This is a genomic window from Kosakonia sp. MH5 (genome assembly GCF_009935945.1).
Classification (GTDB): domain Bacteria; phylum Pseudomonadota; class Gammaproteobacteria; order Enterobacterales; family Enterobacteriaceae; genus Kosakonia; species Kosakonia radicincitans.
In genome coordinates, this window is record NZ_QODH01000001.1 from 238741 (window position 1) to 256188 (window position 17448).

The window sequence follows — 17448 nt, forward strand, 5'->3', positions numbered from 1 at the left end:
CATTGCCGGATGGCGGCATACAGGCTTTATCCGGCCTACGACACAACAGCGTCGCCGCCCGCCTCAGTTGATGGCGGGCGTTTTTTACTCCGTCCTTTGGCAAACGTTTTTTTCTTCTCGCCGCCCGGCGCAACCAGGCCACGGAACTGACGCACCGGCGTATTACGCGCCTGGTGGATCAACTCATGCAGCGTGCTGACCAGCGGCTGCATGAAGTCCTGATAGCGGCACTCTTTTTCGCTGATTTGCGTCAGCACCGACTCCCAGTGCGCCGTCATATCCGGTCTGGCCGCCATTTCCGGCAATGAATGGATCAGTGCCCGTCCCGGCTCGGTGGAGTGGATGTAGCGCCCTTTTTTAACCAGGAAACTGCGTTTAAACAGCAGCTCGATAATCCCGGCGCGCGTTGCTTCCGTCCCCAGCCCGTCGGTGGCGCGCAGGATCTTTTTCAGCTCTTTATCCTGCACAAAGCGGGCGATACCGGTCATCGCCGACAACAATGTGGCGTCGGTAAAGTGGCGCGGCGGCTGCGTCTGACGGGCCACCACTTCGCCCTTCTCGCACAGCAGCTCGTCGCCTTTCGCCACCACCGGCAGCGGCGTGCCATCGTTCTCCTCATCGCGCTCTTTCGAACCCAACAGCGTTCGCCAGCCGGCTTCCGCCAGGAAACGCGCTTTGGCGATAAACTTGCCGTTGGCGATATCCAGATCGATCTGGCATTTGCGGAACACCGCATCCGGGCAGAACTGCATCAGATACTGGCGGGCAATCAGGTTATAAACGTTGACTTCGTTATCGCTGAGATTCATTTTCGATGCCCGCGCGGTCGGAATAATGGCATGGTGCGCATCGACCTTTTTGTCATCCCAGCAGCGGTTGCGCGTATCCGGGTTGACCACCGGCTGCGGCAGCAGATCCGGCGCATGCGCGCCAATTGCATTCATCACCGCATGGCGCCCGGCAAAGTGCTCTTCCGGCAAATAACGGCAATCCGAACGCGGATAGGTAATCAGCTTGTGGGTTTCGTACAGCTTCTGGCAGATATCCAGCACATTTTGCGCGCTGAGACCGTAGCGTTTCGCCGCTTCAATCTGCAACGCCGAAAGGGAAAACGGCAGCGGCGCCAGTTCCGATTCGCGCTTATCGTTATACGCCGTAACCAGCGCTGGCTGGCCGGTAATGCGGCTGACCACATGTTCCGCCAGCGGACGATGCAGCAGACGCCCTTCTTCATCCTGATACGGCTCGCAGGCATCGCTCGGCTGCCACAGGGCGGTAAAGCGCTCTCCGGCAGGCGTGACGATATGCGCTTTCACCTCAAAGAAATCTTTCGCCACGAAGTTTTCGATCTCTTCATCGCGGCGCACCACCAGCCCGAGCACCGGCGTCTGTACGCGGCCAACCGAGAGCACGCCCTGATAACCGGCGTTGCGCCCCAGCAGCGTATACGCGCGGGTCATGTTGATGCCGTACAGCCAGTCGGCGCGGGCGCGGGCCAGCGCCGATACGCACAGCGGAATAAACTCGCTATTGGCGCGCAGGCGTTCGATCGCGCGCTCCACCGCCTGCGGGTTGAGATCGTTAATCAGGCAGCGTTGCACCTGCTGGCGTTTTTCCGGCGCCAGTTGCAGGTAGTCGATCACCTCGTCCACCAGCAACTGCCCTTCGCGATCCGGGTCACCCGCGTGCACCACCTGCTCGGCATCCGCGAGCAGGCGTTTAATGACATTGATCTGTTTCAGCACCGACGGGCGCGGTTGCAACTGCCACTTTTCCGGCACAATCGGCAAATCCGCCAGATTCCAGCGGGCGTAGCGGCTATCGTAGGCATCCGGCTGCGCCTGCTCCAGCAGGTGACCGATACACCAGGTCACCACCTGACCATTACCGCACTCAATATAGCCGTCGCCTTTGCGATGCGGTTTGGGTAACACATCGGCAATGGCGCGGGCCAGACTGGGCTTTTCGGCAATAAATAACCGCATGAATTAACGGATCTCGATCATCGGACGACCGCCGCGAGCACTGACCAGCTCGCCAATGGCGCTCAGTTCAATGCCATACTCTGCCGCCGCGGCTTTCACCTCGTTTTCCGCTTCCGGCGACACCGCCAACAGCAGGCCGCCGGAGGTTTGCGGATCGCACAGCAGATCGCGCACGGGCGCAGGCATTTCGCCCATCAGATGACCATAGCTGGCGAAGTTGCGCTGCGTGCCGCCCGGCACGGCGCCTTTGGCAATATACTCTTCGACACCCGGCAGTTTCGGCACAGCCTGATAATTCACCTGCGCCTGCACACCAGCACCCTGGCACATCTCGCTCAGATGGCCGAGCAGGCCAAAGCCGGTGACATCGGTCATCGCTTTCACCCCGTCGATATTCGCAAAGGCTGCGCCCGCAATATTCATCCGGCACATCACTTCCGTTGCCAGGCCAACATGTTCCGGCTTAAGCAGGGATTTTTTCTCGGCAGTGGTTAATACGCCAATGCCCAGCGGTTTGGTGAGGAACAGTTTGCAGCCCGCCTGCGCGGTGCTGTTTTTCTTCACGCGCTCTGTCGGCACCACGCCGGTCACGGCGAGACCGAAAATCGGCTCCGGCGCATCGATAGAGTGACCGCCCGCCAGCGCAATACCCGCCTGCTGGCAAGCAAAGCGCCCGCCATCGATCACTTCACGGGCAATTTCCGGCGGCAGTTTATCGAGCGGCCAGCCGAGGATGGCAATCGCCATGATCGGTTTTCCCCCCATCGCAAAGACATCGCTGATGGCGTTGGTTGCCGCAATACGGCCAAAATCGAACGGGTTATCGACGATAGGCATGAAAAAATCGGTGGTACTGATAATGCAAGTGCCGTTACCGAGATCGTAAACCGCGGCGTCGTCGCGCGTTTCATTACCGACCAGCAGATTCGGGTCGAGAAACTTTGCCTGCTCGCTGTGCAGAATGGTATCCAGCACTTTGGGGGAAATTTTACAACCGCAACCGGCTCCGTGGCTGTATTGCGTTAAACGAATGGTTTGCTCGCTCATGGACATCTCCTGTCATTGCAATCCCGCTATGGTAGCGCCCAAACGGCATGGTGGTAAGTCTGCGTGTCTGAATTCACGCGCTGTTGCTCATTAAGCGAACGAATAACAGCATTTCGCTGCTGAGTATGTCGCCACATAACATCACTGAACTCAATACATCGGCCATTTTGCGATACAGAGCAATTTTTTAAACCGTGAGTTTATTTATTACTGTTATATGACAGAAATATTACTTATCTTTTCAACTGAGGATGTTATTGATAATTAAAGGAATCACTAATGAAAAGACGTTTACTTACCCTCTGCATTGCCAGTTTGTTCTCTGTTAATACCTTTGCGCTTGTCCCTGCGGGCAACGATGCCACCACCAAACCAGACCTCTACTACCTGAAAAATGCGCAGGCGATTGACAGCCTGGCGTTGCTGCCGCCACCGCCGGAAGTAGGCAGCATTGCGTTTCTCAACGATCAGGCGATGTATGAACAAGGCCGCCTGCTGCGCAACACTGAACGTGGCAAACAGGCTGCGGAAGACGCCAACCTGAGTAGCGGCGGCGTCGCCAATGCCTTCTCAACGGCATTCGGTTCACCGATTACCGAAAAAGATTCCCCGCAGTTGCATAAGCTGCTGACCAATATGATTGAGGATGCGGGCGATCTGGCGACGCGCGGTGCTAAACAGAAGTACATGCGCATCCGCCCGTTTGCCTTCTATGGTGTGCCGACCTGCAATACCAAAGAGCAGGATGCACTGTCGAAAAACGGCTCCTACCCTTCCGGACACACCTCAATTGGCTGGGCAACGGCGCTGGTGCTCGCAGAAATTAACCCGCAGCGCCAGGATCAGATCCTCAAACGCGGCTACGATCTGGGGCAAAGCCGGGTGATCTGCGGCTACCACTGGCAGAGTGATGTTGATGCCGCGCGGATCGTCGGTTCTGCCGTTGTCGCCACGCTACACACCAGCCCGGCATTCCAGCAACAATTGCAGAAAGCCAAAGCGGAGTTTGCTGCGAAGAATAAGTAGCAAATTAATAACGCAGGCCGGATAAGCGTTAGCGCCATCCGGCCTGTGAATAGATGTGGTGATTAAAAACGCGTGACGAACGGAGCGATATCCGGAACCGTAACGGTGGTGGAGGCTTTCAGTTGCGGCGTGCCGAGATACAGGAAGCCGACGATTTTGTCCTGCTCGCGGCAGGCAAACGCCTCGCGCACCTGCGGGCTGTCGGTCAGCGGGCCGGTACGCCAGATGCCATTGAACCCCTGAGCCAGCGCCGCCATCTGCATCGCCATCACGGCACAACCGGCAGAAAGCAGCTGTTCCCACTGCGGCACTTTATGACCCACTTCACATTTCGCGACCACGGTAATAATCAGCGGCGCGCGCAGCGGCGAAGTGCGCGCTTTCTCAATGCCCTTCTCATCCTGGCCTGCCGCAATTGCGCCCTGCTCCAGCACCTTACCGAAGCGTTCGCGCCCTTCGCCGTCGATAACGAAAAAGTGCCACGGTTGCAGCGTACCATGATCGGGTGCGCGCATACCGGCACGCAGAATGTTATCCAGTTGTTCACCCGCTGGTGCCGGTTCCGCCAGGCGTGACGCGCTACGACGGTTGACGAGCAGTTCAAGTGCATCCATTAGTTAAACTCCTGTATTAAAATTTATTCTTAAAATTAACACGGACGTAGAATTTGTTACAGCGCCGCAGGCGATTCCTGCTGACAAGAGGCGGCGGGATAATTAGGATAACCACACTTCGCCGCCCGGGCAGCGGTGGCCTAAACAAACCAGGGAGAATACATGCGAACACTTTGGCGTTTTATTGCCGCTTTTTTTCGATGGAGCTGGCGATTGCTGAACTTTATCCGCAATCTGGTATTGAATTTGTTCTTTATCTTGCTGGTTCTGGTGGGCGTCGGAATCTGGATGCAGGTAAGCGACAGCAAAACCGAGCACAGTAATCGCGGCGCATTACTGCTGGATATCACCGGCGTAGTGGTCGATAAAACTTCAACCAGCGGACGTCTTGGTGCACTGGGCCGCCAGCTCTTTGGCGCCAGTTCCGATCGCCTTCAGGAGAATTCGCTGTTTGATATCGTTGAGACCATTCGACAGGCGCAGAGCGATCGCAATATCACCGGTATTGTGATGGATCTGAAAAACTTCGCCGGCGCCGATCAACCCTCAATGCAGTACATCGGTAAAGCGCTGCGCGCGTTCCGCGACAGCGGTAAACCGGTTTACGCCATCGGTGATAACTACAGTCAGGGCCAGTATTACCTTGCCAGCTTCGCCAATAAGATCTGGCTGTCGCCGCAGGGCGTGGTGGATCTGCACGGTTTCGCCACCAACGGCCTCTACTACAAAACCTTGCTGGATAAGCTGAAAGTCACCACGCATGTGTTCCGCGTTGGCACGTATAAATCTGCCGTTGAGCCGTTTATTCGTGACGATATGTCCCCTGCCGCGCGCGAAGCGGACAGCCGCTGGATCAATGAGCTGTGGCAAAACTACCTTAATACCGTTGCAGCAAACCGCCAGATCACAGCACAACAGGTCTTCCCTGGTGCGCAGGCGATGCTGAACGGTCTGCGCAAAGCCGATGGCGACACGGCAAAATACGCGCTCGACAACAAGCTGGTGGATGAGCTGGGTTCCGCTGCCGAGGCCGAAAAAGCGATGGTCAAACAGTTTGGCTGGAGCAGCGAAGATAAAAACTTCCGCGCTGTCAGCATGTATGACTATCAGACGAAGAAACCGAGCGATGTCGGCGGCACCGTTGCCGTGATCTTCGCGAACGGGGCGATCATGGATGGCGAAGAAACACCGGGGAATGTCGGCGGCGATACCACAGCCGCGCAGATCCGCGACGCACGTCTTGATCCAAAAGTGAAGGCGATCGTCCTGCGGGTGAACAGCCCTGGCGGCAGCGTCAGTGCTTCCGAAATCATCCGCTCTGAACTGGCAGCGGCAAAAGCGGCTGGCAAACCGGTGGTGGTGTCGATGGGTGGCATGGCGGCCTCTGGCGGCTACTGGATCTCGACCCCGGCGAATTACATCATCGCCAATGCCAGCACCCTGACCGGCTCGATTGGTATTTTTGGCGTGATCAATACGCTGGAAAACAGCCTCGATACCATTGGCGTGCACACCGACGGCGTCGCCACGTCACCGCTGGCGGATGTCAGTATGACCAAAGCGCTGCCTGACGAAGTGCAGCAGATGATGCAACTGAGCATCGATAATGGCTACAAACGCTTTATCACGCTGGTCGCGCAGTCACGCAATAGCACGCCTGAGCAGGTCGATAAGATTGCCCAGGGTCACGTCTGGACAGGCCAGGATGCGAAAAACAACGGTCTGGTTGATGCGCTGGGCGATTTCGACGATGCGCTGGCGAAAGCCGCGGAACTGGCGAAACTCAAGCAGTGGCATGTGGATTACTACGAAGAGGAGCCGAGCTTCTTTGATCGGGTAATGGACAGCATGACTGGCTCCGTGCGCGTGATGCTGCCGCAGGCATTGCAGGCTTATCTGCCTGCGCCGCTGGCCAGCGCTGCGCAGGAAGTAAAAGCCGAAACGGACAAACTGGCGGTGTTTAACGATCCACAAAATCGTTACGCCCTCTGTCTGAACTGCGCCAATATCCGCTAAACTCACCTCACACGTCCCCTCCACCGGAGGGGATTTTTTTAGATGCGGCAAGAACGAAACCATGCAAAAGAAATCTATTTACGTTGCCTACACCGGCGGTACCATCGGTATGCAACGCTCAGAACACGGTTATGTGCCGGTTTCCGGCCACCTGCAACGTCAACTGGCGCTGATGCCGGAGTTCCATCGCCCGGAGATGCCGGATTTCACCATTCACGAATATGCCCCGCTGATGGACTCTTCCGATATGACGCCGGAAGACTGGCAGCATATTGCTGATGATGTGAAAACGCACTACGACGAGTACGACGGTTTTGTCATTCTGCACGGCACCGACACCATGGCGTACACCGCGTCAGCACTGTCGTTTATGCTGGAAAATCTTGGCAAACCGGTCATTGTGACAGGGTCACAAATCCCACTCGCCGAGCTTCGCTCCGACGGACAAATTAATCTGCTGAACGCGCTGTATGTGGCGGCAAACTTCCCGATTAACGAAGTGACGCTGTTCTTCAACAATCGCCTCTATCGCGGTAACCGCACCACCAAAGCGCATGCGGACGGTTTTGATGCTTTCGCTTCGCCGAACCTGCCGCCGCTGCTGGAAGCCGGCATTCACATTCGCCGACTCAATACGCCACCAGCACCGCATACAGTGGGAGATTTGATCGTACACCCTATCACCCCACAGCCGATTGGCGTGGTGACGATTTATCCGGGGATCTCCGCCGATGTGGTGCGTAATTTCCTGCTTCAGCCGGTAAAAGCATTGATTCTGCGCTCCTATGGTGTGGGAAATGCGCCGCAAAACAGCGAGTTCCTGAAAGCCTTGCAGGATGCCAGCGCGCGCGGCATCGTGGTGGTTAACCTGACACAATGTATGTCCGGCAAGGTGAATATGGGTGGCTACGCCACCGGCAACGCTCTCGCCCATGCCGGGGTGATTGGCGGCGCGGATATGACCGTCGAAGCCACGCTGACCAAACTGCACTACCTGCTGAGCCAGCAGCTTGATGCGGACGCGATCCGTACCGCCATGATGCAAAATCTGCGCGGTGAACTGACGCCGGATGAATGAGGAGGCTTGTATGACGCAACGTGCTCTGCTGTTGGTCGATATCCAGAATGATTTTTGCGCTGGCGGCGCGCTGGCCGTGGCCGAAGGCGACAGCACTGTGGATATTGCCAATACCCTGATCGACTGGTGCAAATCCCGTGGCGATGCGGTACTGGCAAGCCAGGACTGGCACCCCGCCGATCACGGCAGCTTTGCCAGCCAGCACGGTGTTGCGCCGTTCAGCACCGGCGAGCTGGACGGCTTAGCGCAAACGTTCTGGCCGGATCACTGTGTGCAGAACAGTGACGGCGCTGCGCTGCACCCATTACTGAATCAGCAGGCTATTGATGAGGTGTTCCGCAAAGGTGAAGATCCGAACATCGACAGTTACAGTGCGTTTTTCGATAACGATCACCGCAAAGCTACGGCGCTGCATGGCTGGCTGCAACAGCACGGTATTCGCGAGTTAATCGTGCTGGGGCTGGCCACCGACTACTGCGTCAAATTCAGCGTGCTGGATGCGCTGCAACTGGGCTACGAGGTCAGCGTGATCAGCGACGGCTGCCGGGGTGTCAATATTCAGCCGCAGGACAGCACGCAGGCATTTATGGAGATGGCGGTAGAAGGCGCCACGCTCTATACATTGGCGGACTGGCAGGAAACACACGCCTGAGAGACAAAGCCGGATGGCAGCTGTTGCCGTCCGGCTTACAGTTTTACAGGCCAGATAAGGCGAAGCCCCCCTCTGGCATTGCGCGACGCTTATGACTTAAATGTCGCGATCGGCTTCGGCGCAATGCCGAAATCCTCTTTCAACTGCTGCTTACTTTTCATCACCATTTGCCCGTTGGTGTCGATGGTCATGTGCTGCGCCTGCGTGTTGTTGCGCGCCTGCCATAACATCACCAGTTGCAGGCTGTTCTCTTTTTGCTCCGGCGTCAGCGCCACGCCGTCTGGCCATTTTCCTAATTCAACGGCCGTCGCCAGTCGCTGGTAGATCTCTGGCGTCATACTGTTAACAATTTGTTCGAGATCCATATTACTCATCTCCGTGGAATAATAGCTGAATCGATTTTTCAACCACGAGTCTGGCTACCGTCTTCATCATCCATGAAACTCAGCGAGGCGGAGTTCACGCAATAACGCTCTCCGGTCGGCTGCGGGCCGTCCGGGAAGACATGGCCCAGATGCGCGTCACATTTCCCGCAGCGAATTTCTATGCGCTGCATACCGTGGGAGTAGTCATTGATGTAGCGGATCGCGTCTTCACTTACCGGCTCAAAAAAACTCGGCCAGCCGCAGCCAGAATCGTACTTGGTTTGAGAATTGAACAGCGCAGCATCGCACACCAGGCAATGGTAAACGCCATCGCGTTTGTTATGCAGCAGACGGCCCGTAAAAGGGGGTTCTGTGCCGTGATTTTGCGTCACATAAAACTGCATTTCAGTCAGTTCTTTTTTCAGGTCGTCTTCGGAGGAATTATTCGCCATATGCTCACATCTCGCGGTAAAAGTAAGACCATTTTTTCCAACGATTCTAACAAAACATTAACACTAGGGTGCTAACTTTTGTTCTAAACTTAGCAGTTGCGATAAAGCAGCCAGGTAATTGTGATGTGTTTCACATTTTTATCCTGTCTGACCTTTAAAATCCCACGCGGCGCCTCCATATGGGGAGGATGCTCAAAGGAAGAGTGAGGCGAGTCAGTCGAACAAAGGTTATGCGGAGGATTGATTTGTCGCAATGATTGACACGATTCCGCTTGACGCTGCGTACGGTTTTTGTAATTTTACAGCCAACCTTTTATTCACTAACAAATAGCTGGTGGAATATATGACTATCAAAGTAGGTATCAACGGTTTTGGCCGTATCGGTCGCATTGTTTTCCGTGCTGCTCAGGAACGTTCTGACATCGAAATCGTTGGTATCAACGATCTGTTGGACGCTGACTACATGGCGTACATGCTGAAATATGACTCCACTCACGGCCGTTTCAACGGTACCGTAGAAGTGAAAGACGGCAACCTGGTTGTTAACGGTAAAACCATCCGTGTTACTGCTGAGAAAGATCCGGCTAACCTGAAATGGAACGAAATCGGCGTTGACGTTGTTGCTGAAGCTACCGGTATCTTCCTGACCGATGAAACTGCTCGTAAGCACATCACTGCTGGCGCGAAAAAAGTGGTTCTGACTGGTCCGTCCAAAGACAACACTCCGATGTTTGTTCGCGGCGCGAACTTCGACAAATATGCTGGCCAGGACATCGTTTCCAACGCATCCTGCACCACCAACTGCCTGGCTCCGCTGGCTAAAGTTATCAACGACAACTTCGGCATCATCGAAGGTCTGATGACCACTGTTCACGCAACCACCGCAACTCAGAAAACCGTTGATGGCCCGTCTCACAAAGACTGGCGCGGCGGCCGCGGCGCATCCCAGAACATCATCCCGTCCTCTACCGGTGCTGCTAAAGCTGTAGGTAAAGTACTGCCGGAACTGAACGGCAAACTGACTGGTATGGCGTTCCGCGTTCCGACTCCGAACGTATCTGTTGTTGACCTGACTGTTCGTCTGGAAAAAGCAGCGTCTTACGAAGAAATCAAGAAAGCCATCAAAGCCGCTTCTGAAGGCCCGATGAAAGGCGTTCTGGGTTACACCGAAGACGACGTTGTATCTACCGATTTCAACGGTGAAGTTTGCACTTCCGTGTTCGATGCTAAAGCTGGTATCGCACTGAACGACAACTTCGTGAAACTGGTTTCCTGGTACGACAACGAAACTGGCTACTCTAACAAAGTTCTGGACCTGATCGCTCACATCTCCAAATAAGTTGAGATGAGAACATGATCTGAAAGAGCGACTTCGGTCGCTCTTTTTTTTGTTTTCAAGACAGAGGATTGCGTTAATGATTACAAAAATTTTTGCACTTCCGGTACTCGAAAAAATTACCCCAACGCTTACCCGCCGTAAAATGGACGAACTGGATGTGTTAGTCGTTGAACATCCGCAGGTTAAAGCCGCCTTTACCTTACAGGGCGCGCATCTGCTCTCCTGGAAACCGCAGAGCGAACAAGAAGTCCTGTGGCTGAGCGGCAACACCCCGTTTAAAGATGGCGTCGCAATCCGTGGCGGTATTCCGGTGTGCTGGCCGTGGTTTGGCCCGGCAAAACAGCAAGGCCTGCCTGCGCACGGTTTTGCGCGCAATCTGCCGTGGACGCTGAAAGCGCACAACGAAGATGCAAGCGGCGTGGTACTGACTTTTGAACTGCAAAGCAGCGATGCCTCGCGCAAATTCTGGCCGCACGACTTTACTCTGTATGCACGTTATAAACTGGGCGCAACCTGTGAAATTGAGCTGGAAGCCCACGGTGAATTTGAAACCACCTCCGCCTTGCACACCTATTTCAACGTTGGTGATATCGCCGCGGTGAAAGTGAGCGGCCTGGGCGATCGCTTTATCGATAAAGTGAATGACGCAAAAGAAGATGTGCTGGCCGATGGCGTACAGACCTTCCCGGATCGTACCGATCGCGTCTATCTGAATGCTGAAGGTTGCAGTCTGATTCATGATGCCGCGCTGAACCGCACGATTGAAGTGACTCACAGCCATAACGCCAACGTGGTGGCCTGGAACCCGGGTCCGGCGCTCTCCGTCAGCATGGCCGACATGCCGGACGATGGTTATAAAACCTTTGTCTGCGTGGAATCAGTCAATGCGACCATCGCGCAAAAAGCGACCGCCGAAAAACCGTCCCGCCTGGCACAGAGCATCCGCGTGGTTAAACGCTGATCCGCTGCCTACCCTCTCCCGCCGGGAGAGGGTTAAAGCACGTTATTACACAACATCGAGCGGTGTTTTACGGTTGGGCGCCGGAAACGCATTATCGAGTCGCGCCAAATCATCCGCATTGAGCACGATTTTCAACGCTGCCGCATTTTCCTCGACGTGCGCCACGCTCGCCGCTTTGGGTATTGCCATCACCCCCTGATGACTGATAACCCACGCCAGCAGAATTTGCGCCGCGCTGGCGCGGTGCGCATGGGCAATATCCTGCACCACACGGCTTTCCAGTAAACCATCCCGCAGACGCCCGGCCTGCGCCAGCGGACAATACGCCATGACAGGCATCGCCTGCTGCTGGCACCAGGGCAGTAAATCGAATTCAATCCCGCGGGAGCCGAGGTGATACAGCACCTGATCGGTAGCGCAAGCCTCACCGCCGCTGACGCGGGAAAGTTCCTGCATATCGCTGTAATCGAGGTTAGAGACGCCCCAGCGGCGGATTTTGCCCTGCTGCATCAGCGTTTCCATCACCTCTACCGTTTCAGCAAGCGAGTAGTTGCCACGCCAGTGCAGCAGATAGAGATCGAGCACATCGGTTTTCAGGCGACGCAAACTCGCTTCACAGGCCGCGATCGCTTTTTTACCCGCCGCATTCCACGGATAAACTTTGGAAACCAGAAACGCCTTATCGCGCAAACCGCCCTGTAGTGCTTCGCCGACCACCTCTTCAGCACCACCTTCCGCGTACATTTCGGCGGTATCAATCAGCGTCAGCCCCAGATCGATGCCCGCACGTAGCGCATCCACTTCTTTTGCCCGCATGCGTGAATTTTCACCCATGTACCAGGTGCCCTGGCCGATCGCGGGTAGCGTTGCGTTACCGGTAAAAACGATGTTTTTCTCTGCCATCTTCTCCCCCTGCGATAAATGCACCACCGTAAAACAAAACAGGGCCAAAGGCCCTGTTTTAATGCACAGATTACGCTATTCAAATGCACAATCAGAAACGGTAAGTGACACCCGTGGATAACAAACCCGCCCAGGATTTATCCACCATCGGACTGTCTTTTATTTCATCCGACAGATGGGTATAGCGGCCGGTGCCGTAGATGCTCCAGCTATCGGTCAGGCGGTAGCTGACGCTCAGCTCAAGATACGGGTTCCAGCTACTGTCTGGATCGTAGCTGTTTAAACCGCTGCGACGCGCTTCAGAAGCGGAGACGCCATAATAGTACTCATTCTGGTTGTCGCTATTCCACTCAACGCCAATCCCCGGAGTCACCGTCAGACCGCCGTTGTGGTATGCGTACAACCACGCGGCATCCCAGGTGATACCGTTGCTGTTATCCAGCACATCGCCAGCAAGCGTGGTGCGCAGGAAACCATACGGCGTGTTGTGAATATACGATAGCCCCGCCATCATGGTCGCTTTACGGCGATCTAACTGGCGTAACTGATTGTTATCACTGTCTTTCGGTTTAAACTGCCACGGTGAATAGTAGGCCGTAATCGACAGCTTATCCGCATCATCATTCCACAGATAGTAGCCGCCACCGATGCCACGAAACCAGAAATCATCGCCTTCATAGGTGATCACCGGAATCGGCAGTACATCCCTGTCATACTGTTTGTACGGCGTTTCCACGACGCCGACACCAGCGCCCAGGGAAAAGGTATTTTCTGCATTCGCCGCAAAAGCGGAACCTGCAGTCAGCACACCCAGTGCCAGGAGTTTGAGTTTGGTCACAGTCCTTTCTTTCCTGTAGTCAAATAATTGGCGCAAGAAGTTTAACCGCCCACGACATCCTACCCAAATTTTTTTACCTGAGCATTACAAAAAAGACGCTAACTGTTCATAACACCTCGCCTGGCATATCCGGTGTGACAAAACGCTGCTGCCCCCGGCTCAGCAAAACTGCGGTGAGCCGTTTCTGGAATTACTGGCGATAAATGACGCGCTGTACATACTGTTACACGGCAATACTCATCATTCCCCTGCGGCTGGTATATAGTGTCGCGGAAACAAAGTTTCCTTTGTCTGTGAACTTAAAAAAACAACAATTTTGAAACATAAGAACATCAAGTAATTTCACGTTTATAATGAAAATCAAAAATACTTTTTGCCTACATATCCTGATGGCACTTCTTGCCGTCCTGTTCCTTTGTATTCATCCACTGATGAACAGTTATGCCCCGCCGCTTAAATTCCAGCCGCTGATCGAATCTATGGACGGAACGACAAAAGAACAGGCGGAAAAAATAGCGACTATTTCCCATGCATTACAGGGCAATGCGATTTTTTTCATTGGTGCATCGGAGGTAGCCACCTCTGAAGATGAGCCTTACGCTGTATATAATTATCTGAACAATGATTTACATCGTAATGTAGTTGCATTTGGCGACAGTTTTGATGACAGCATCACCCATTTTCTTTTGCTGTCACGCTTTAAAGATTCCCTTAACGCAAACAGTAAAGTGGTTTTACTACTGGCCCCCGACAGCTTTTATTCTACTGGTGTGCCTCCCACTATTTTCGCTAACAATTTCCCGGCGCCCGTATTTAATCCATTAATGCAGGATGAACAGACTCGCCCATTTTTGGTCAATTACTTGCGCAAAATAGATAAAAAGGAAACCAGCCATTTAACGTTTGCACAAATGAAAATCTCTGGCTGGGACCTGGACAATATCTGGCAAGAAGTCAGTTATGAGTTTGACAATTTTTGCACGCTGATAAAAAACGACTGGCTGGCGATGCTGCATATTGTCCCTTCACCTGCGCGGCCCTGGCCGGTGCAACCTGCCGTTGCCATCACACCGGATTGGGATCGCGAACTGGCTCATGCCCGCAAACTGAACGAAGCGCGTCAGGAAAGCGCCGATACCTTGTGGATGGATAAAACTGTCTATGAACCGGGCGAAAAACCGGAAGTGTGGGACGACTCGCCCGTTGAACCCGAACAAATGAAAGCGTTTCGCGCCATGATCCAGTTGCTGAAAGAACACCACGTCCAGGTGGTAGTCATTATCGATGCGATTAACCGGCGCGCGGTGCAAAACCCCGAACTCGTACAGCCTGCAGTAACACAGACGACGGCCATTCTGAAAGAAAATCAGATCCCGTATCTTGATATGTATTCAATGCCCTATCAGAACGGCTGGAACTGGGATCGCCTGCATCCTACCGACCTCGCATGGGTTCCGATGGACCGCTTTATTGTTGAGAGTTTTAAATGATGAAATACGCTATTCGCCTGTTTTTCCTTTACCTCTTACTGGCGGTCACCATTATCGCGTGGTCCTCTGTTGATGAAAGCATGAATTTAAAAGTGCACTTTGAATATCAAAAGTTCTGAGGAATGAATGATGTACAGCTCCGGAACCTTTTTCTTCTTACTCTTTTCTTCGGCGTTGCTGTTTGCGCTGGTTAACCGGGTGTTGCGTTACCGGTTAACTTATTTATCCGCTTTTTCCGTGCTGGCGGCATTCGGCTGGGGATATATATTTCAGGGTGATTACATTGTCCCTGTTGCGGTATTCCTCAGTTTTTATGTTCTCGTGACCTTAAAAGAGAAAGGCTGGTTAAAAACCTGGCAAGCGGTAAGTTTAACCCTGCTACCTTTGTTCGCGGTGAAATTACATTTAAATAATCACTGGGGAATGATTGGCTTATCTTTTATGACTTTCCGCGCCATTGATGTCCTGCTCTACCGCAACAAAAAAGATGGCAACAATGTTTTACATTATTTCTGTTACCTGTTTATGCCGTTTATTATTCTGGCCGGTCCGATGTATCGCTGGCGAACATGGATCACAGATATTAATAAACCGCTATTTACGTTGACACGTGAGCAATTTCTCGTTGCCGCAGAACGCATTTTTACCGGCATTATCCAGAAATTCTTATTTGCCATGCTGATCGATAACCTGGTCATTCAGTCGTGGAGCCATCGTCCGTTTACCTTAAGTGTTGGCATTGTTATGTCGCTGGCCTATAGCGCCTATCTCTATTTTGATTTTGCCGGTTACAGCAATATGGCAATCGGTGCCGCGCGTCTGTTTGGTCTTAATATTCCGGCAAATTTCAATATGCCCATTCTGGCGAAAAATCCACAGGATTTCTGGCGCCGTTTCCATATCAGTCTGTCTGAATGGTTACGCGATGTGGTCTTTATGCCGATTTATATGAATTTAATGAAGCTCGACTTTTTCCGTCAGAACAAAACGCTGGCGCAGAATATCGGTATTTTCTGCACGCTGTTTTGTATGGGGGCATGGAACGGGCTCGAACGGCACTATGTCATTAGCGGCGCGCTGTTTGGCGCCATTTCAGTTGCACACAACATGTTGCAATGGTCAGCGAAGCGCAGCCCGGCACTGAACCGTTGGTTGCAATACCCCGTGATGCTCTTTTTGGGACGCCTGTTAACGCTCGCAAGCGCTGCGGTATCCCTTTACATTTTTAGCGGAATGTCTCCCCTATGAATCTTCACTCTGATCTCCAGGCGCTCCAGGATTTCCTGCGTGCAGCATTACTCGATCCTGCTCGTCCGCATCAGTTAGCGATCAGCGGCAGCGATGAAACATTAACCTGGCAACAACTCTCTGTGGCGGTAACAGAGTGGTTACAGCGCTATCAGCGTTGCCAGCCACCGGCAGGAACGCCAGTGGTGTTATATGGCCACCAGCAGGCGGAATTCGCGGTGGCAATCTATAGCTGCCTGCTCCATAACATTCCCTATATTCCGGTGGACTGCATTTACCCCCAGGAAAGGCTGAAGGAGATTTGCCACCTCGCCAGCGCGCCGTACTACTACGACGTAGCGACCCGGCAGTTTGTGCCAACCGGTGAAGTCGGCCAGCCGCTGGCAGAACCGGATCTCGCCTATATCATGTTTACTTCTGGTAGTACTGGTAAACCGAAGGGCGTGCAGATCGGGCGGGAAAGCGTGTGGCATTTTATGCAGTGGGTGAGCCAGGATTTCGCGTTGCCGCAAGTGCCGGTGCTGATGAACCACGCACTGTTCAGTTTCGATCTCTCGTTGATTCCATTACTGGCGAATCTGGCAACAGGCGGCCACATTGTGCTGAATGCCAAAGAGGATATCGCGGCGGAAGACTGGCTCACCCGGCTGAAAAATAATGCTGTCTCAGTCTGGGTTTCCACCCCCTCTTTCGCCTACCAGAAATTGCTCTCGCCGCAGTTCAATAGCGACTTTTTACCGACGCTTGGCGTGTTTATATTTATTGGCGAGGTGCTCAACAAAGCGCTGGTTAAACAGCTGCGCCGCCGTTTTCCGCACGCCAAAATCCTCAACTCCTATGGTCCGACCGAAGCGACTATCGCCACCACCGTGGTTGAAATCACCGATGAGATAGTGAACCGCGAGAACGACCTGCTGCCGATCGGCACCATGATGCCGGAATCCAGAATGGAGATTACTGCAGAGGGTGAGCTGATAATCTGGGGCAAAAACGTGATGCGTGGCTATCTCGGCCTGCCGCAGGAGAACGCAGAAAAATTGCTGCGCCGGGAAGGCGAAGCATGGCGCGGCTATAAAACGGGCGATCTCGGCTATGAAGATGGGCTTCTTTACTGCCAGGGACGTAATGACAGCCAGATCAAACTCAACGGCTACCGCATTGAAATCAACGAGATTGAAAACCGCCTGCTGGCGATGTCCGGCATTCGTGAGGCGGTCGTATTGCCGTTGATGAAAACGGGCGGCGGCGTGCTGCGTATCGCGGCGTTCTGCGTAACAAAACTGGCACCTGACGCTATCAAACATTCACTTTCACAGGTGGTGCCATCATACATGGTGCCGTCGCAAATCATTATCCAGGACGCTTTGCCGTTGAACCCTAACGGTAAAATCGACCGTAAACTGCTGGACAGCCACGCCCGCAGCAACTGATTAC

Annotated in this window: 16 protein-coding genes; 9 read left to right on the top strand and 7 right to left on the bottom strand. The window is 53.7% G+C overall.

Translation table 11 applies throughout. From position 1 onward, the window contains the following. Nucleotides 1–35 precede the first annotated feature (35 nt). Together DK872_RS01195 and selD are read right to left on the bottom strand one after the other, a co-directional pair. A complete protein-coding gene (locus DK872_RS01195; RefSeq protein ID WP_161517939.1) occupies nucleotides 36–1985 on the bottom strand; it encodes a DNA topoisomerase III in 1950 nt (649 codons plus the stop codon). A gap of 3 nt (nucleotides 1986–1988) precedes the next feature. Then, nucleotides 1989–3032 (bottom strand): selenide, water dikinase SelD, encoded by a 1044-nt coding sequence (gene selD / locus DK872_RS01200; protein ID WP_161517946.1) that lies wholly within the window; start codon nucleotides 3030–3032, stop codon nucleotides 1989–1991. A 279-nt stretch (nucleotides 3033–3311) separates the two neighbouring features. Between selD and phoC the strand changes: the two genes are divergently transcribed. Beyond that, nucleotides 3312–4058 carry an acid phosphatase PhoC gene (gene phoC / locus DK872_RS01205; RefSeq protein ID WP_007374604.1) on the top strand — a complete coding sequence of 249 codons (747 nt, stop codon included), beginning with the start codon at nucleotides 3312–3314 and terminating at the stop codon, nucleotides 4056–4058. Between the two features lie 62 nt (nucleotides 4059–4120). On the opposite strand, the gene DK872_RS01210 is transcribed toward phoC, so the two are convergent. Beyond that, nucleotides 4121–4672 carry an NAD(P)H nitroreductase gene (locus DK872_RS01210; RefSeq protein WP_007374603.1) on the bottom strand — a complete coding sequence of 184 codons (552 nt, stop codon included), beginning with the start codon at nucleotides 4670–4672 and terminating at the stop codon, nucleotides 4121–4123. Nucleotides 4673–4834: 162 nt separating this feature from the next. Between DK872_RS01210 and sppA the strand changes: the two genes are divergently transcribed. The 3 genes from sppA to pncA all read left to right on the top strand — a co-directional run bounded on the left by sppA (nucleotide 4835) and on the right by pncA (nucleotide 8418). Continuing rightward, nucleotides 4835–6688 carry a signal peptide peptidase SppA gene (gene sppA / locus DK872_RS01215; protein WP_161517955.1) on the top strand — a complete coding sequence of 618 codons (1854 nt, stop codon included), beginning with the start codon at nucleotides 4835–4837 and terminating at the stop codon, nucleotides 6686–6688. Between the two features lie 61 nt (nucleotides 6689–6749). Beyond that, nucleotides 6750–7766: an asparaginase gene (gene ansA, locus DK872_RS01220; protein WP_007374601.1), complete on the top strand. Its 1017-nt coding sequence runs from the start codon at nucleotides 6750–6752 to the stop codon at nucleotides 7764–7766. Nucleotides 7767–7776: 10 nt separating this feature from the next. Then, nucleotides 7777–8418 carry a bifunctional nicotinamidase/pyrazinamidase gene (gene pncA, locus DK872_RS01225; RefSeq protein WP_007374600.1) on the top strand — a complete coding sequence of 214 codons (642 nt, stop codon included), beginning with the start codon at nucleotides 7777–7779 and terminating at the stop codon, nucleotides 8416–8418. 89 nt (nucleotides 8419–8507) lie between these two features. Here the strand turns inward: pncA and DK872_RS01230 are convergent, their stop codons facing one another. Then, entirely contained in the window at nucleotides 8508–8783 is a 276-nt protein-coding gene (locus tag DK872_RS01230; protein ID WP_007374599.1) for a YeaC family protein, read from the bottom strand. A gap of 38 nt (nucleotides 8784–8821) precedes the next feature. Next, on the bottom strand, nucleotides 8822–9235 hold the full coding sequence (gene msrB, locus DK872_RS01235) for a peptide-methionine (R)-S-oxide reductase MsrB (protein ID WP_007374598.1): 414 nt from the start codon (nucleotides 9233–9235) through the stop codon (nucleotides 8822–8824). A 343-nt stretch (nucleotides 9236–9578) separates the two neighbouring features. Between msrB and gapA the strand changes: the two genes are divergently transcribed. After that, nucleotides 9579–10574 (top strand): glyceraldehyde-3-phosphate dehydrogenase, encoded by a 996-nt coding sequence (gene gapA, locus DK872_RS01240; RefSeq protein ID WP_007374597.1) that lies wholly within the window; start codon nucleotides 9579–9581, stop codon nucleotides 10572–10574. A gap of 76 nt (nucleotides 10575–10650) precedes the next feature. Then, on the top strand, nucleotides 10651–11535 hold the full coding sequence (locus tag DK872_RS01245; protein WP_079518043.1) for a D-hexose-6-phosphate mutarotase: 885 nt from the start codon (nucleotides 10651–10653) through the stop codon (nucleotides 11533–11535). Between the two features lie 45 nt (nucleotides 11536–11580). On the opposite strand, the gene DK872_RS01250 is transcribed toward DK872_RS01245, so the two are convergent. Both DK872_RS01250 and DK872_RS01255 read right to left on the bottom strand, forming a co-directional pair. Continuing rightward, the gene (locus tag DK872_RS01250) at nucleotides 11581–12438 is read right to left on the bottom strand and encodes an aldo/keto reductase (RefSeq protein ID WP_079518044.1); all 858 of its coding nucleotides are present in this window, start codon (nucleotides 12436–12438) and stop codon (nucleotides 11581–11583) included. Nucleotides 12439–12529: 91 nt separating this feature from the next. After that, the gene (locus DK872_RS01255) at nucleotides 12530–13276 is read right to left on the bottom strand and encodes a MipA/OmpV family protein (RefSeq protein ID WP_007374594.1); all 747 of its coding nucleotides are present in this window, start codon (nucleotides 13274–13276) and stop codon (nucleotides 12530–12532) included. Between the two features lie 353 nt (nucleotides 13277–13629). On the opposite strand from DK872_RS01255, the gene DK872_RS01260 reads away from it, so the two are divergent. The 3 genes from DK872_RS01260 (at nucleotide 13630) to DK872_RS01270 (ending at nucleotide 17444) form a co-directional block, all read left to right on the top strand. Next, nucleotides 13630–14766, top strand: a complete 1137-nt coding sequence (locus DK872_RS01260) for a D-alanyl-lipoteichoic acid biosynthesis protein DltD (RefSeq protein WP_079518045.1) — start codon at nucleotides 13630–13632, stop codon at nucleotides 14764–14766. 129 nt (nucleotides 14767–14895) lie between these two features. Continuing rightward, complete coding sequence (locus DK872_RS01265; protein ID WP_161518144.1) at nucleotides 14896–16014, top strand: MBOAT family O-acyltransferase; 1119 nt, start codon at nucleotides 14896–14898, stop codon at nucleotides 16012–16014. Next, nucleotides 16011–17444: an AMP-binding protein gene (locus DK872_RS01270; protein ID WP_007374590.1), complete on the top strand. Its 1434-nt coding sequence runs from the start codon at nucleotides 16011–16013 to the stop codon at nucleotides 17442–17444. The genes DK872_RS01265 and DK872_RS01270 overlap by 4 nt, the downstream gene beginning before the upstream one ends. Nucleotides 17445–17448 lie beyond the last annotated feature (4 nt).